At 40.6% G+C, this 14,776-nt stretch carries 13 protein-coding genes; 4 read left to right on the forward strand and 9 right to left on the reverse strand.

Translation table 11 applies throughout. The features are described from left to right. The first annotated feature begins 61 nt into the window (after positions 1-61). Both KJA58_RS03890 and KJA58_RS03895 read left to right on the forward strand, forming a co-directional pair. Complete coding sequence (locus KJA58_RS03890; protein ID WP_213358133.1) at positions 62-1,378, forward strand: D-alanyl-D-alanine carboxypeptidase family protein; 1,317 nt, start codon at positions 62-64, stop codon at positions 1,376-1,378. 356 nt (positions 1,379-1,734) lie between these two features. Then, a complete protein-coding gene (locus KJA58_RS03895; RefSeq protein WP_213358134.1) occupies positions 1,735-2,166 on the forward strand; it encodes a hypothetical protein in 432 nt (143 codons plus the stop codon). Between the two features lies 1 nt (position 2,167). On the opposite strand, the gene KJA58_RS03900 is transcribed toward KJA58_RS03895, so the two are convergent. The 9 genes from KJA58_RS03900 to KJA58_RS03940 form a co-directional block, all read right to left on the reverse strand. After that, a complete protein-coding gene (locus tag KJA58_RS03900) occupies positions 2,168-3,289 on the reverse strand; it encodes an RsmB/NOP family class I SAM-dependent RNA methyltransferase (protein WP_213358135.1) in 1,122 nt (373 codons plus the stop codon). A 45-nt stretch (positions 3,290-3,334) separates the two neighbouring features. Continuing rightward, on the reverse strand, positions 3,335-4,447 hold the full coding sequence (locus tag KJA58_RS03905) for a hypothetical protein (RefSeq protein WP_213358136.1): 1,113 nt from the start codon (positions 4,445-4,447) through the stop codon (positions 3,335-3,337). A gap of 60 nt (positions 4,448-4,507) precedes the next feature. Beyond that, positions 4,508-5,683 carry a TmeB family type III secretion system effector gene (locus KJA58_RS03910; RefSeq protein WP_213358137.1) on the reverse strand — a complete coding sequence of 392 codons (1,176 nt, stop codon included), beginning with the start codon at positions 5,681-5,683 and terminating at the stop codon, positions 4,508-4,510. 15 nt (positions 5,684-5,698) lie between these two features. Beyond that, positions 5,699-7,330 (reverse strand): hypothetical protein, encoded by a 1,632-nt coding sequence (locus KJA58_RS03915; RefSeq protein ID WP_213358138.1) that lies wholly within the window; start codon positions 7,328-7,330, stop codon positions 5,699-5,701. 169 nt (positions 7,331-7,499) lie between these two features. Next, a complete protein-coding gene (gene semD / locus KJA58_RS03920; protein WP_213358139.1) occupies positions 7,500-8,519 on the reverse strand; it encodes a SemD/SinC family type III secretion system effector in 1,020 nt (339 codons plus the stop codon). A 21-nt stretch (positions 8,520-8,540) separates the two neighbouring features. Then, entirely contained in the window at positions 8,541-9,392 is an 852-nt protein-coding gene (locus KJA58_RS03925) for a hypothetical protein (RefSeq protein ID WP_213358140.1), read from the reverse strand. 126 nt (positions 9,393-9,518) lie between these two features. Then, a complete protein-coding gene (locus KJA58_RS03930) occupies positions 9,519-10,736 on the reverse strand; it encodes a phosphoglycerate kinase (RefSeq protein ID WP_213358141.1) in 1,218 nt (405 codons plus the stop codon). Between the two features lie 83 nt (positions 10,737-10,819). Further along, a complete protein-coding gene (locus KJA58_RS03935; RefSeq protein ID WP_213358142.1) occupies positions 10,820-12,100 on the reverse strand; it encodes an inorganic phosphate transporter in 1,281 nt (426 codons plus the stop codon). Between the two features lie 10 nt (positions 12,101-12,110). Continuing rightward, positions 12,111-12,785 (reverse strand): TIGR00153 family protein, encoded by a 675-nt coding sequence (locus tag KJA58_RS03940; protein WP_213358143.1) that lies wholly within the window; start codon positions 12,783-12,785, stop codon positions 12,111-12,113. A gap of 53 nt (positions 12,786-12,838) precedes the next feature. Here KJA58_RS03940 and KJA58_RS03945 point away from each other — a divergent pair, with 53 nt between their 5' ends. Both KJA58_RS03945 and KJA58_RS03950 read left to right on the forward strand, forming a co-directional pair. Then, positions 12,839-13,813 (forward strand): ABC transporter ATP-binding protein, encoded by a 975-nt coding sequence (locus tag KJA58_RS03945; protein ID WP_213358144.1) that lies wholly within the window; start codon positions 12,839-12,841, stop codon positions 13,811-13,813. Further along, a complete protein-coding gene (locus KJA58_RS03950; RefSeq protein WP_213358145.1) occupies positions 13,803-14,774 on the forward strand; it encodes an oligopeptide/dipeptide ABC transporter ATP-binding protein in 972 nt (323 codons plus the stop codon). Before KJA58_RS03945 ends, KJA58_RS03950 begins: the two co-directional genes overlap by 11 nt. Positions 14,775-14,776: the final 2 nt, after the last annotated feature.

The following is a 14,776-nucleotide window of genomic DNA, read 5'->3' on the forward strand; positions in this document are numbered from 1 at the left end:
ACAAAAGTAGAAATAGCGATATTTGTCTCTAGAAGCAATTACCCATACAAAACTTTTCCTAATGAACTCTCTTTTGTTAAAAAAATCCCTCTTCTACGTAGTTTTCTTTTTTGCAAGTCAAAGTTTTTTCCTTTCAGCAACCCTCGACTCTGTAATAAATTCTTCGCTCAAACTTTCAGGAGAGAACCTTCTACTCATAAATGCTTCTGATGGGCGTATCTTGTATGAGAAAAACTCAGAAAACACTATCTATCCTGCGAGCATGACAAAGATTGCCACTGCTCTCTTCATTTTAGTCCGCTACCCAGAAATTTTAGAAAAGTACATCACAATAAAAAAAGATTACCTATCCACGATAACGCCAGAAGTTAAGAAGGATTCTGGATACCGCAGCCCTCCCTACTGGTTGGAAAGTGATGGTTCCAATATGGGGTTAAAAGTAAGAGAAGAAGTCTTGGGCAAAGAACTATTCTTCTCTCTTTTGGTCTGCTCTGCTAACGACGCTGCTAATGCTTTAGCAGGAGCCTGCGCGGGCTCGATTCCTAAGTTTATGGAGGAGTTAAATGCTTTCTTGAAGCATATAGGATGCTCTTCGACACATTTCAATAATCCTCATGGTCTTCATCATCCTGATCATTTCACCACAACAAGAGATCTTGCTCTAATATTTCGCTATGCCTTAAGGCATCCTCTATTCAGAGAGGCTATAACAACCACTCGATATAAATCTTTAGAAACCAATTTAGAAGCCAGCAGAGTTTTCCAACAAACTAATAAGATGATCCTCCCCTCTTCACAATTTTATTACGAATACGCCGTAGGAGGAAAAACTGGATCTACAAGGTGTGCTGGAAAAAATTTAATATGTGCAGCAAAAAATCATCGGAGAGAAGTTATTGTCGTAGCTTCTGGGTATCATAAATCCGTAACAACTCTATACGAAGATGTACGCGCTTTATTCGAAACAGCTTTGAATGAACCGCATCAAAAAGAGTTCCTATTACCTCCTGGAACGTCTTTTCCAATATCTTTCAACAATAGCTGGAAAAAAATTAAAGCTCCGCTCCCAGAAGGAGTTTATTATAACTATTTCCCTTCTGAAGGGAAGAAGAGAGCTTCTGTAATTTTCCAACAAAAACTAAAAAAACTACCTATAGCAAAAGGTGTCTGCTTAGGAGAATTTCAAGTCATCGATACTTCCGGGCACATTTTATCTTCATTTCCCGTTTTTACCCAGAAACGCATCACGCAAAATTTGCTTTCCATGCTTTCTGTTTTTGTAATGAAAAAGTTTGTTCCTGCTTTTTTTGTTGTATACACGAGTTTCTTTTTATGGAAAAAGCGTTCTCGCCGCCGAGCTAGGAGCATTTTCTTATAATTTAATATATTTTTTTTCTTACTTTAACTAAAATCCTCCTGGCTCCGCTGGGTTTTTGATTGCCCGGGTCGGGGTTATAGTTTTTTCTAATTTTTGATTTGCTGTGCGCTAGTTCCTTTTGGGCTCCACTGAAAGGGTGCCGATGGAGGAGGCGCGTCCTTTCGGTCTTTTCTGGGAGCTTTCAAAAAAATAGGATTTCAAAACATAGATAAACTCCTACTACCACCAACACTTGTAAAAATATATCGAGCAAACGCTTTACTAAGAGTATGCATTTTATGTGTTCCAAGATCACAAACTATTGTCTTATTGCCTTGGCGGCTATTTTCTTTGGCCCGCACACGAGCCTGGCAAGTATGCCTCCGTCTAAATCATTATTTGTCACAGAATCTCTCTACAAAGAAGCTGTGGCTATTCCTATTGCAGCCCCTCAACCAACCCCTTTTTCTTTCTCCGAACATCCTTCTGACTCCTCTCCCCAAGAGACCTCTCTTCCAGAATTAGATCTTCAACCATCCTCTATCGAGGATGTGCAAAAAGATTCTTCCGTTTGTGTTATAGAAGTTGATGAAGATGATCAGTCTGTTACTGAAGGGCTTATTTTCCAAAACACATCTTCTCTAAGCGAAAACTTTTCTTGTAAAGTCCCTTGTGAAGGGTTTTGCTCTCAGCTTTTTTCTTTCAAGGAACTTTTGTCTGATCAAGAGCTAAGTAATGATGTAGCTCTACTTTACGAACACGGATTTGTTTTTTTATCCTGTCTTCTAGAGCAATTACAGTGGGAGTAATTTAAACCTTAAAAATTACAGAATACATTCCATCACCAGATCCAGCAACAGGCAGCAGTTTGGTTTCCTTCTCCACTTTCCAACCATAAGTTTTGATAAAAAACTCCTTTTGCTCCTCGTTCTCCTGAGGAAGGATAGAGCAAGTGGCGTAAACCAACCTGCCCGAGTTGCAGACAAAATTTTTAGCTTCTTCAACGATACTTCTTTGAAGAGCCGTCCACTGAGACACCTTGTCAAGAGACAGCAACCACTTTCCTTCGGGGTGCCTGCGGAAAGTTCCTGATCCAGAGCAGGGCGCGTCAACAACAACGACATGACATTTCCCTACGTATTCATTTAAATAGTCCTTACCCGTGATTAAAAAGTTAGAGTTTCCCGAACGCACTAAACGCTTGTAAGCTTGCTGCAAAGCTTTTTCCCGAACATCGTGGAGAAGAACCTGGGAAGCTGTTTCGACAAAGACCAAACTCTTTCCTCCCGCTCCTGCGCAATAATCAAGAACAATGTCAGAAGAGGTCATAGGAATTTCTCTAGAGATTTTTTGGGAAGATAGGTCTTGAAACTCAAACCATCCTTCCCGAAATTCTTTGGTGCTTTGTAGGGGATACCTCTCCGCTAACAGAATTGCTCCAGGAACATCAAGACATTCTTTACCAATGAAACGTCCTTCCCAACGTCGCAATAACTGTTCAGGAGAACATTTTCGAGCATTGACCCGAATGCTTATAGGAGCTTCCTCCAAGAAGATGTTCAAGCATTCTCGAACATATTTCTCTGAATAAGACTCTTTTAACAGGGTTAAAAAATCATCAGACACGGAGTAACGAACAGCCTGTGGACAAGAACTGGTTTCTCTCAGAGCCTCTATATTGTTTTCTAAAACAAATGAACAAAGATTCTCTACAGAACACTCTCGAGCTACCTTTTCTAAAAGACTTTTCAAAAACAAGTAGTTCCTAATAATTTGATAAAAGTACAAGTTAATAAATTTTCGATCTTTTGCCCCCAAAGACTTATTAACCTTAAAGTACTGAGCCAACACTTTATCTGAAGGTTTTGCCGCTCCCGCAATAAAAAATTCTTCTAGAACCCGATGCAAGTGATACAAACGAAAAGGAATCATAGCAGTCCATGATAAGAAAACTCTCTTTCTCCTGAAAGGCTTTTTCTACACATATGAAACTAGCTCTGCTAAAGAACGCTTAAAAGCTTCTCTATGAATCGATACCCAACTATCCAAAAGAACATCTGCTAACCACTCTAGGCCAATGTCTTTGTCTGTAATAGAATCGATAAAAAGCACCACTTCCTGAACTTCTTCAGTCGCCTCTGCTAACGAGAAGCTTTTTTCCCTTCGAAGTTCTTTGAGAACAGCTTGACTCAAAATAACTTGGACATTTCTAAAAACTTCCATATCTTGCGTGCAAACTAACTCCCACTCTCCAAAGACTCCTCGTCCCTGATTAGAGTGCAAACAGCTTTCCAAGGATCTCCAAGGAAATTCCCCTTTAACAATGCCAGCTTTAAGAGTTTCCTTCGCTAACAAACAAAAGTCTTCCGAACTAAATCTAGCCAGAGACAAAAGTTTTTTAATAATTGTATTCTCGGCCTCTCTTGGCTCTGCAATTTGGGAACTTATGGAGTCGGTAAGCATTTTTTCTAATAATCTGCCCTTCACTTCGTTTGCAACTTCGTCATCGGACATCAAAAACTTCAACAATGTTCTAAGAAAGAACGTTTCATTTTGTTTGATTTTCACAACATTGCGAACGAGCTGTGTCAAAGCAGCATTGGAGTCCAGTGCTGCCTTTTTAGAAGCAGTCCTTGAAGAATTTTCTAAAAGCTTATTTGGCCAATGAGGCTTCTCCACTCTACTTTGAAAGGCCGACATGATTTTGGATTGGGATTCTTGAAGCCCCGCAAGCAAAAGAGTTTTTATTCTAAGAAGTTTTTTTGTAATAACTTCATTCTCAGAACAACTGTTCGTTAGTCTACTTAGCCAAGACCTATGCTTTCTCTTTTCCTCCTCTACTAATCTATCTATCACTCCAAGAAGTCTGATAAAGCCCAAATAGGCTCTATTATCATGCCCAATGAGTTTATTCAACGCTGAGATAAGTGTTAGATCGTCCCAGACCAAAGATTCTGAAAAATGCTCCTTGTCCGCAATTGCTTCAAGTTGCTGCAATTTTTTATTATAAACTAAATCTGATCCACACTCTCTAATAGAAAGCTCTATCATCCTAAGATAGTAGTCTGTGGAGAAAGTAAAATCCAACATAGATACTCTTAAGTCTTATCAGGCAGAAACAAAAACAACAAAAATCTTGGACAACAGACCTTAACTAGAAAGCAAGGAAAAATCTAGCTTCTTCCAACCACGGAAAAATCTTTTAACTACAGCATTGAGTTGCTTATCGAAAGCTACGTCATCATGATAGTAAGCTTTAGCGATGGTAGCTGCATTTGCATCCACCGTATTATCAATAACGTTCTGATCTAAACTGGGATACGCTTCAGAGATCTTGCTTATCAAGGATTCCAGTTCCCTAACAAATTTTTCTCTTAGCCCAAACAATAAGTCTTTGACTAGCAATCTTTCATCTTCTCCACCCGTAGCAAACTCTTGCAGTAATTGGGCTAAAAGTTTTTCCGACTCATAGCTTCTTAAGGGATCAAAATCGGAAAGAGAGGTCATCATATCAGATGCTTCGTAGCTTACGGAAAAGGTTGGTGCCATACATAATTTCAACAAGGCTCGCATAGCAGGAATACTAGAAGCTGGATCTAAGACACTAATAGACGACTGCTTTTCATAAAAACTCTCTATTTCCTTCCATTTAGCCATAGAGTTTTCGGATAAATCTTGGATTAAAGATTTTTTAGTTTCTGATTCTAAAGGAATTCCTAAGAATAAAGATTTTATCTCGTCTACTCTTCCAAGAGCCTGCAACATCAATTTAGCCGTTGCAACGACAGACTCCTTACTGTGTGCGGGCGCTTTAAACTTTAGTGGAGCTAATACCACCCTGGCAAAACCAGCTTTCAACCTCCTATTATACTGAACAAGAGAATCCTGAGAACTACTAGACCCCTGAGATCCAAAAACTTCTTCATTATGATCATCTAAGTGTTCATCCTGATAGGATATGAATCCCTCATGGGAAGTCTCTCGAGAAGTAGTCTTTCTCCCGGAGCAATAACAATATCTGCGTATAGCCCCCCAGACTCTACGGGCTATCGAAAATATTCTACGGATAAGACTCCGGAAAAATCCTGTCGGCACCTCTTGCTCCACTCGTCCTCGAAGATCATATTCCGATGCATACCCCTGAGTTTTTGGGGTGCCTTCTTGCGTCTCAAAAACTTCCCCAGCACATTCAGAAATCCTGTTGTCTAGCTCTTCTATTTCATCCATAGAATCACTAGACTCGTCACTACTACTAAACTTTGGAGAAGTTACGTCCTCAGATTGAAACCTTGAGTCATCCCCTCTAGGAGGTATCCCACTAACCATCTGGAAACCCCATTATTAATCGTTCCTTGGAGGGAACATGTCATTCACCATCACCTGCTTAGCAACAAGAGATGATGTCGGCGTCTGCTTTTCCATATGCTTAAACAAAAGTTGTGTAGAGTTTAAACTGGATGTTACCAACGCTTTATTATACCCAGGATTTGCTGATTCTATTTCTTTCTGTAGCAAAGAGATCATCCCTTGAACCTGGTTCACCATGCCTTCTAGAGCTTTGTTGTAATCTTTTGGAGACCTCTCTTTTAGGGTTTGAAGATCCTGTCCCAACTGAGTCAGATCAGCATCAGCGGAATCGTTGAGTTCTTCCATAAGCTCCCGAACATTCGAAGCCGTTCCCGCCTCTAGCAAGAACATTATCAAGATGTTAGCAGAATCCCAATACCCCCCATCGTTCCCCTCTAGGAGAGACTTATCTAATAAATGTCTAGTACTGACTTTAACTTGCTTCAGTAAACCCGGATTCGACGCAGCGCCTTTTGCTTGTTTATGGGCGGCTTTTCTAACATCTTCTAGAGATTGCGATGTAACACTCAATCCCAACATCTTATATTCCACAGGGCGCTCATTTTCTAGCTTCGTCCAATTATCTCTTAATAAACCTGCAGGATCCCAGTTTTTATTTTTCATTCCTTCTTGAATAGCTCTTTTTAGCCCAGCAACTAAAGGAGTATCGGAAGAAGCTACAGTAAAAGGATCGCCTATTTCTTCGTAGATATGTTCCTCTTCTGCCTCTACAGATTGTTGCTGCTTCAATCCCTCATCATCAGGCATTTCATAAATACTTTCCTCTCCGGAAGAACGCTGACTACCCTCGCTAGCTGTGTAATAAACACTACCATCCGGAGTTTCGTATACACTCTCGTCACTACTGGAAAGACCTACATCATCATAAAGACTATCTCTTCTGTGAGAAACACCCACGTCGTCATAAAGACTGTCCTCTCCTCGAGAAATTCCCACATCATCGTAGATGTTTTCTTCCTCACCAGAAATTCCTACATCATCATAAATGTTTTCTTCTCCATGAGAAAGATCAACATCATCATAAACATTTTGACCTGCATCAGAACGTTTCATCTCTTCGTAAATATGTTTATCTCCACCCTTAAGAGTGTCGTATACAGATTCTTCCCGGGAGCTACTAGAAGAGGACGAAGATCCACTGTCAACCCCTTCCGAACGCCCTCTAGTGAGAAGAGAGGCTAAACCTCTGTCGGCTACTTCCACTTCAGAGGAGCTACTACTGGAGGACCCTTGGCGACTTCGAGGCAAATTTGAGTAACTGACGGACCTGGCCCCGCGCTGTCCCGCAGACCCTTGTGACCTACCCACACTACTTTTGCCAAAGAATGAACGTATTTTATCCGCTATTTTGGATAAAAAGCCCTTCCCCTCGTTAGAAATTTTGTGAGAAGAAGATGACGATGACGACGAAGTTGTTGAAGAAGTACTAGACATTCTCCCTCGAACTACGTCTCCTACTCTCTGAGATGCTCCTGATTCACTACTAGAACTCGAAACTCTTCTGCCACCTAAACTACCTTCAGATTTCTGAGATCCACTACTGGACGAAGAGCTCCCGTCCCATCGTACTCCCCCTGAAGATCCCTGATTTGGATCTATAGTCATTAGAATCTCCCACAAAAACTAAACAAAAAAACTAAAATTAATTAATTTAATTTTAAAACTTTCTTTTGTTTTAAACAAAATCGAGAGAACCTGAAAACAAATAAAACAAAAAACCTTTTAATCAAAACGATTAAAAGGTTCTTTATAAACAAGATTAGCAATAAAAAGCTTATTCCTTCGGAGGGAACAAGTCGCAGACTAAAACTAGTAAAGCATTGTCGCTAACACCGGAATAAACCTTTTCCATTTCCTTGAGAAGAAAGTTGGAATGACCGACGCTTCTACCTACTAAACCATAATCAATTTGAGGGATAGTCTGCATCATTCTTTCTCTTTCAAGTTGCAGCATTGTTTGCCCTTCTTTCAACAAAGTCATCAACCCTTTGCTATATTCTTTTGGTCCCTTGGCTTTCAATTTTTCCAGATCAACCCCTATTTGAGTTAGTTGTGGATCATGAATTTCATTCAAATCATCCATGAGTTCTGCTGGACCTTCCGAAGAATTTTGAACTTGCAATAAAAATAAATAAAAAATGTTAGCCTTATCCCAATCCCCTTTATCGTTCCCATCATAATTAGCTTCTGTTAATACTTCTCTCGCATTCCTCTTGAGTTGTTTTAATAACTTCCCTTGAGTTGATATCCCTCTTGCGCTCTTAGCTATAGATTCTTGCTTTTCCCCCATGGCTTGGAGTAAGAGCTTTTGACTCATAAGCTTATACTCTACGGGACTCTCTGCTTCTAATCCTTCCCATAACTCTTTTAATTTCTTACTGTTCGCTTTGAGGTCCTTGGAATGCTTTGCTATGGTTTTTAAACCTTTAACTAGTTCTCCAGATTTCAAAACTCCGTCTGAAGAAAGATTTTCTGTCGAAGATCGGGAGGTTTTGGGCTCTCCTCTAAACCAACCAGCGATTCTGTGCATGAACTTTCTAAAAGCCCCAGAGGATTGACTTCTTCCTGATTCAAACTTCTTCTCTTCGTTCGTCTTACTAATGTTGCTTCTAGCAACACTTGTAGTTTTGCTCTCCGTGGAACCTACAGAAAAATCACTGTCCGAATCATAGTTACTCTTGGAATCATAAGATACTCTGCGCCCCCCTATTTCCCCTTGAGCCCCCTCTTCTACATCGAAGTCGTCGTCCCAAGGATTATTGTTCTGCCGCCCACCAGTTGGATTTATACTCATACTTGACCTTGTTAGTTAAAATTATTGAAAAGTGTCATTGACTAGTACTAAAAGGGCTTTTCTCCCTTCTCCAGGGATTACTGTTTCCAAAGCCTTTATAAGCTCTTTAGATTTAGTCGCCTGGCTTTTTGATAGGTAATTTATCCTAGACTTCCCGCCATTGGATAGGAACGAACCAACTCTTCTGACAGCCTTGTTGAAAGATTTGTCTAGATGATGCAAAGCCTTATAAAAGCTAGTCCTTCTGCAGCTCGTTCGGTAAAGCAAAACACTTAATTCTTTTAAGTATTCTCTATCGCAACCAACTCGCAGGCCTTTAGCTTCTAAAAAGGGCGCTGGCATAGAAAAACCTCTAATTAAACCTATCGAGAAGAGCAACAATATGTTGAGAAATTCCAAAGAAAATCTCTGCTTACCCTTCTTAAGTATCTTTCTTAACAATAGGCCAAACTTGCAGCGAAGAACTCTAGGAGCAAAGAAAGAATTTCCTTCGACTTTCTGTTTTCCAGCCACTAAAACGCGAACTCCCACCAAGCTGTGTTCTCGTAAACTGTTCTTTACAAAAGTTTCCCTAAGAAACTGCCACTCAGTTCCAAGGCTTTGAATTTGCTCATGGAGATCTGAAGCTTTTCTTAACTCTATAACTACATTATGGATAGAAGATGCTTCAGCTAAGGACTCAGCTAAAACTTCTTTCAGGGAAGAAGACTGCGTAGATTTGGCAATGAAAGAACTTGACCTCTCGCTTCTAACTGAAAATAAAAGCGTTAAGACACTTCGTCGAGGAGTTTGTGTACCTCTTTCGATTTTTACATCACCATAAGATAGGAATCGTTGATTACAAAAACAATTCCAAACAGAATTAATCGACATAAAATAAAAAAGCGTTTTGTTTTATTTATTTTACAATAAAAAACAAAAACGCTCTAAAAGCATTTATATCGAACAATAAAAAGAAAATCTAAAAAAAAGAAACAAAAGCAAGCGCAAACAAAATAGTCACAACAACTTGCGAGACAAAACTTCTATCCCAGGTAACATCCCATGCTCTATAAATTCAAGAGAAGCGCCTCCTCCCGTGGACACAAGAGAAACTCTTTCAGAAACTCCTGCTAAATTAGCAACAGCTCCTGCATCACCACCACCAATGACACTCACTACTCCTTGGAGAGAAGCTATATACTTTGCTATCTCCATAGATCCTTTATCAAAAGGTTTTACTTCGTAGACCCCTACAGGACCGTTCCAAAAGATGGTTGCAGATCGAGAAAAAACTTCTGTAAACGCCTGCAGAGTCTCAGGCCCTATATCTAATCCCTCTAGGTGCTGAGGGATACCTTTATCCATCTGTACGACTTCTGTATCTGCATCAACATTGGCTTCCTTAGCAACAACTGCATCAACTGGCAAGAAAACAGAAACTCCTTTGTCTTTGGCTTTACGAAGGATTGTTTCTGCTAAAGGAATTCCCGACTCTTCATAAAGAGAGTTTCCAATCTGCTTTCCTATAGCTTTCAAAAAGGTATAGCCCATCCCTCCTGCCAGTAAAAGATTGTCGACCTTATCCAACAAAGCTTCTATAACACCTATTTTTGAAGATACTTTGGCTCCTCCTAGCAAGGCAGAAAAAGGCTTCTTCGGACTTTGAATTAAATTTTGCCCTAAAAACTCTAACTCTTTTTCTACTAGAAATCCAGCAGCAGATCTCTCTGGAAAGAATTGGGGGACCACGTACACAGAAGCATGCTTCCTATGTGACGTACCAAAGGCGTCATTAACATAGAAATCCCCGAAAGAAGCTATGTTCGCAGCAAACTCTGGATGATTTTCGGGATGCTCTTCACCGTCATGAAAACGAAGATTCTCCAATAATAATACTCGTTCGGAAGGCAACTCTGCAACAGCTTGAGCAACCTTATCACCGATACAATCAGAAGCCAAGGGGACCCGAAACCCGAGAAACTTAGATAAACATTCTGCTACAGGTTGAAGACTATAAGCTGCCTCATATCCTTTTCCTTTAGGGCGTCCTAAATGGCTCATAACAATAACGGAAGCTTTTTTTTGTAATAGATAGCGAATTGTAGGGAGAGCAGCTCTAATTCGAGTATCATCTAAAATTTTTCCATCTTTCACAGGAACATTGAAATCTACTCTAACAATAACTCGTTTCCCTTCTGGAGACAAATCTCTGACAGATAAGATATTCTCTTGCATACTACCTTCCTCAATTATTGTTAGTAATTTGACTTACATAATGCCCGCCAAGAGCCTAGTAGTGTTAAGGTCTGAGCCACCTTCTACCCAAAAATAGCTCTTAAAGCAAAGAAAAAGAGCACAGAAAAAAGAGCCCCAGCAGGGACAGTGATGAACCAAGACATGATAATGTCTTTGATAATGTTTAAATTTATAGCTCGAATACCCCTAGCAACGCCTATTCCGAGTACTGCCCCAACAACTACGTGAGTGGTAGAAACAGGTAGTCCTAGCGCCGAAGCCAACGCTATTGTAAGAGAAGAACCAAATCCAGCAGAGAATCCTCTGGAAGGCGTCAGCTCTGTTATCTTACATCCTACGGTTTCTATCACTCTCCATCCCCAAGTAGCCAGTCCAATAATGAGCAGAAGCCCCCCCAGTCCCATCAATAAGGAAACCGTCAGAGGGGAGTACATCTGAGGATTCATTATTTTTATCACAGCAAGCAAAGGCGCAATAGCATTAGCAACGTCATTGGATCCATGAGCAAAAGCCATAAAGGCTGCTACAACTATTTGCAGATAAGCAAAAACTCTTTCAACTAGTAAATATTTAATTCCATAATCCCCGCCATGAGTCTTTAATCGATCCGTTAAAGACCCTTTTACTGGAGAAGAAGATATTGTCTGACTTCGTTTCATCCGTAATAGAGAGAAGCATATGACAAAGGCTAGCACTCCGACGCCCAAGAGAATGCCACAGCGTTCGAAAAAAGATACCTTAGACACATGGCTACTTCCACCTAAAATGATGGCTGACATAGTAGAGAAGACAACAAAAGTCATCACTGGTGCAACTTTGATGACTGCACGTACAGGATCCGATTTATAAAAGACCGTCCTTCGAATAATTGTAAAAATCAGGTACGCAACGCTTCCTCCGAGAATAGGAGAAACCAGCCAACCAACCACTATGGATCCTACTGCTCCCCAACGAATAAACAGGCCCTTTCCAATAGACAAGCCGGAGCCTATGACAGCACCGATAATGGAGTGCGTTGTAGACACCGGCCAGCCAAAAAAGGAAGCCAACTGCAGCCACACTCCCGTAGCTAGAAGCGCCGCTGTCATAGCGAAGACGTACTCCATGGGATTTCCTGTATAACTAGAAAGGTCTATTATCTGCCCTTCTATCGTTCCTGCTACGCGACTTCCTAAGAATACCGCTCCTAAGAGTTCAAAAACGGCCGCAACAACTACCGCCTGCTTCAATGTTAGTACTCCAGAACCAACACTCGTCCCTACAGCATTAGCTACATCATTAGCCCCTATATTCCACGAGGCATAACAACTACAGAGGACGATAAAACACAGAAGATAAAACATAGAAAACGAACTATTTGTCTTCCAAAGTCATATTGATCCTATTTGCCAACTTTTCTGAAGCATTAGAAACTCCCGCTGTGCGTTTAATTACTTGTAGCCAAAGGTATAGTTGCTTTTCAGAGATTACTAAGTCATCATGAAAAAAGACCTTCATCAAACTTCTTTGCAATACATCAGCCTGATGCTCAGCTTTAGCAACATCCCTAACATATTCTCTAGCTTTATCAGCCTTACGACCACCGAAAGAACTTTCCAACAATTGATTAAATTCTTGGATGAGCGTTGCCGCTATCCCAAAGGCTTCCAAATTTTTTTCCAAAAAGTTGAAAAAAAGCTCTTCAAAATCTTTATGAAAATGTAGTTGTTTAATGGTTAACAAAATTCCTACATCTTCAGCGGTATCTGCAATACTATCTTGGATAGAGATTATCTCTAATAATCCTACTCTAGACACTGGAGTAAAAATACCCATGGGCAAATGATTTCGCATATCGTTCTTGATACAATCTGCTTGAAACTCCTTCTTGGAAATATCCTGAGCGATTTCTTCTACTTTCAAATATTTCTTATCCCTCACAGCAACAAAAATTTCTGGAAGCAAAGAAACACACTCTACAACAACCTCTAGGTGTGCTTGCAAGGGTTCAAAAGGAGATTGGCCAAAGAGTCTAGCTAGAGTTTGCATAAGAATACCTTTTGCGTCATAATAGCCGTATTTTACGATCTTGTAAATGACTTATGCCTCGCTCTCCAATTCTACAAGTTGCAGACCTTAACGTTTCTCTTGTAAAACAAAAAAAAATCTACTCAGTAGTGGAATCTGTAAGCTTTGACCTATACAAGCAAAAGACTCTTGCTATTATCGGTGAATCTGGATCTGGAAAATCATTGACAGCTCAAGCCCTTCTTGGCCTCCTACCCAAAGCACAATTTATCACTAAAGGCTTAGCTCTTTACCAACAGCAAAATTTACTTACTTTACCACCCAAGGCTGCAAGAAAAATTCGAGGTAACAAGATTGCTATGATCTTTCAAAACCCTATGGCCTCTCTAAACCCCGTATATACCATAGGGCATCAGTTAACAGAGGTTGTCTATACACACCTAGGGATCCCTTCGCACTCCATTAAAGAACTTTTGTTCCAAGCCCTACATGAGACTCGCATTCAAAACCCTGATCAATGTCTCAAATCCTATCCACATCAACTTTCTGGAGGGATGTTGCAGCGGATATGTATCGCCATGGCCCTTCTATGTCACCCGGACATCCTTATAGCTGATGAGCCCACAACAGCATTAGATGTCTCCGTTCAACACCAAATTTTATCCCTTCTTCGAGATTTACAAGAAAAAACAGGCATGGCTATCCTCATAATTACACACAATATGGGGGTGGTAGCAGAAATCGCTGACGAAGTGACCGTCCTATACGCGGGAAGAATTATTGAAAGAGGCTCTGCGCAACAAATTTTCGACAACCCTTCCCACCCCTATACACAAGCGCTCTTTGCTTCTAGACCTAACTTAGCTGGACAAGTAAGCCCCTATTTATCAACAATGAACGGCTCTCCCCCGCACCCTACACAATATCCATCAGGTTGTCGCTTTCACCCGCGTTGTTCAAAAGTTATGGAAAAATGTAAACAATGTACCCCGCCAAACCTGGATATTGGGGATAATCACGAAGTGAGATGTTGGTTGTATGACTACTAACTCGTTGCTACTCAACGTTACAGAGCTCAAAAAACATCATTACAAAAGCTCTGGCTTGTTCGCAAAAAAACAAGTAATAAAATCCGTAGACGGCATTTCTTTCACTATGAAACCGGGACGAATTTTAGGAATCATCGGTGAATCTGGATCTGGAAAGACTTCTCTCGCTTTAATGCTCGCAGGCTTGTCAACACCTACATCAGGGTCTGTAATCTTTAATGGCATCAATGTTCACAAACCTAAAAAAACAGAACTCCCTATCCTGAGAAAGGAAATCCGAATGGTCTTCCAAGACCCTTTCTCCTCCCTCAATCCAAGGAAGAATATTCTCAGCAACCTAGGCGACATCCTCTTACGCAAGCGAATTGTTAAGAACAAAGAAGAACAACTTCTATTCGTAACAGAAGCTCTAAACAAAGTAGGTCTACCAGACTCTGTCTTATACATGTACCCCCACCAACTCTCCGGAGGACAGCAGCAACGATTATCTATAGGAAGAGCTATCATAGGAAAGCCAAAGCTAATCATCTGCGACGAAATAGTTTCGGCCTTGGATCTCTCTATGCAAGCACAGATACTAAATATGCTTAAGGACCTCTACTCCTCAATGGGTATTAACTACCTATTTATTTCCCATGACCTAGCTGTTGTAAGACATTTTTGTTCTGACATCATCATCATGTATCGAGGGAAGATCATGGAGACCGGAAGCATAGAAAGTGTCTTCCAAACCCCTAAACATCCTTACACAAAACTTTTACTAAACTCTCAACCAGCAAACACTCCAACAGAAGCAAGAAAGCGCGCGCCAAATCCTTTTGAATTGCCAACATCCAGCGAAAGCCCTTCTCCTGAAGGATGCCCTTTCTACTCCCGTTGCCCCTTTAGGAAAAAACTCTGCAAAACGGGCCCCATACCACGAAAAACAGACCTCTTACAAACCTATGACTGCATTTGCTAGCA

Source organism: Chlamydiifrater phoenicopteri (assembly GCF_902807005.1).
Lineage (GTDB): Bacteria > Chlamydiota > Chlamydiia > Chlamydiales > Chlamydiaceae > Chlamydiifrater > Chlamydiifrater phoenicopteri.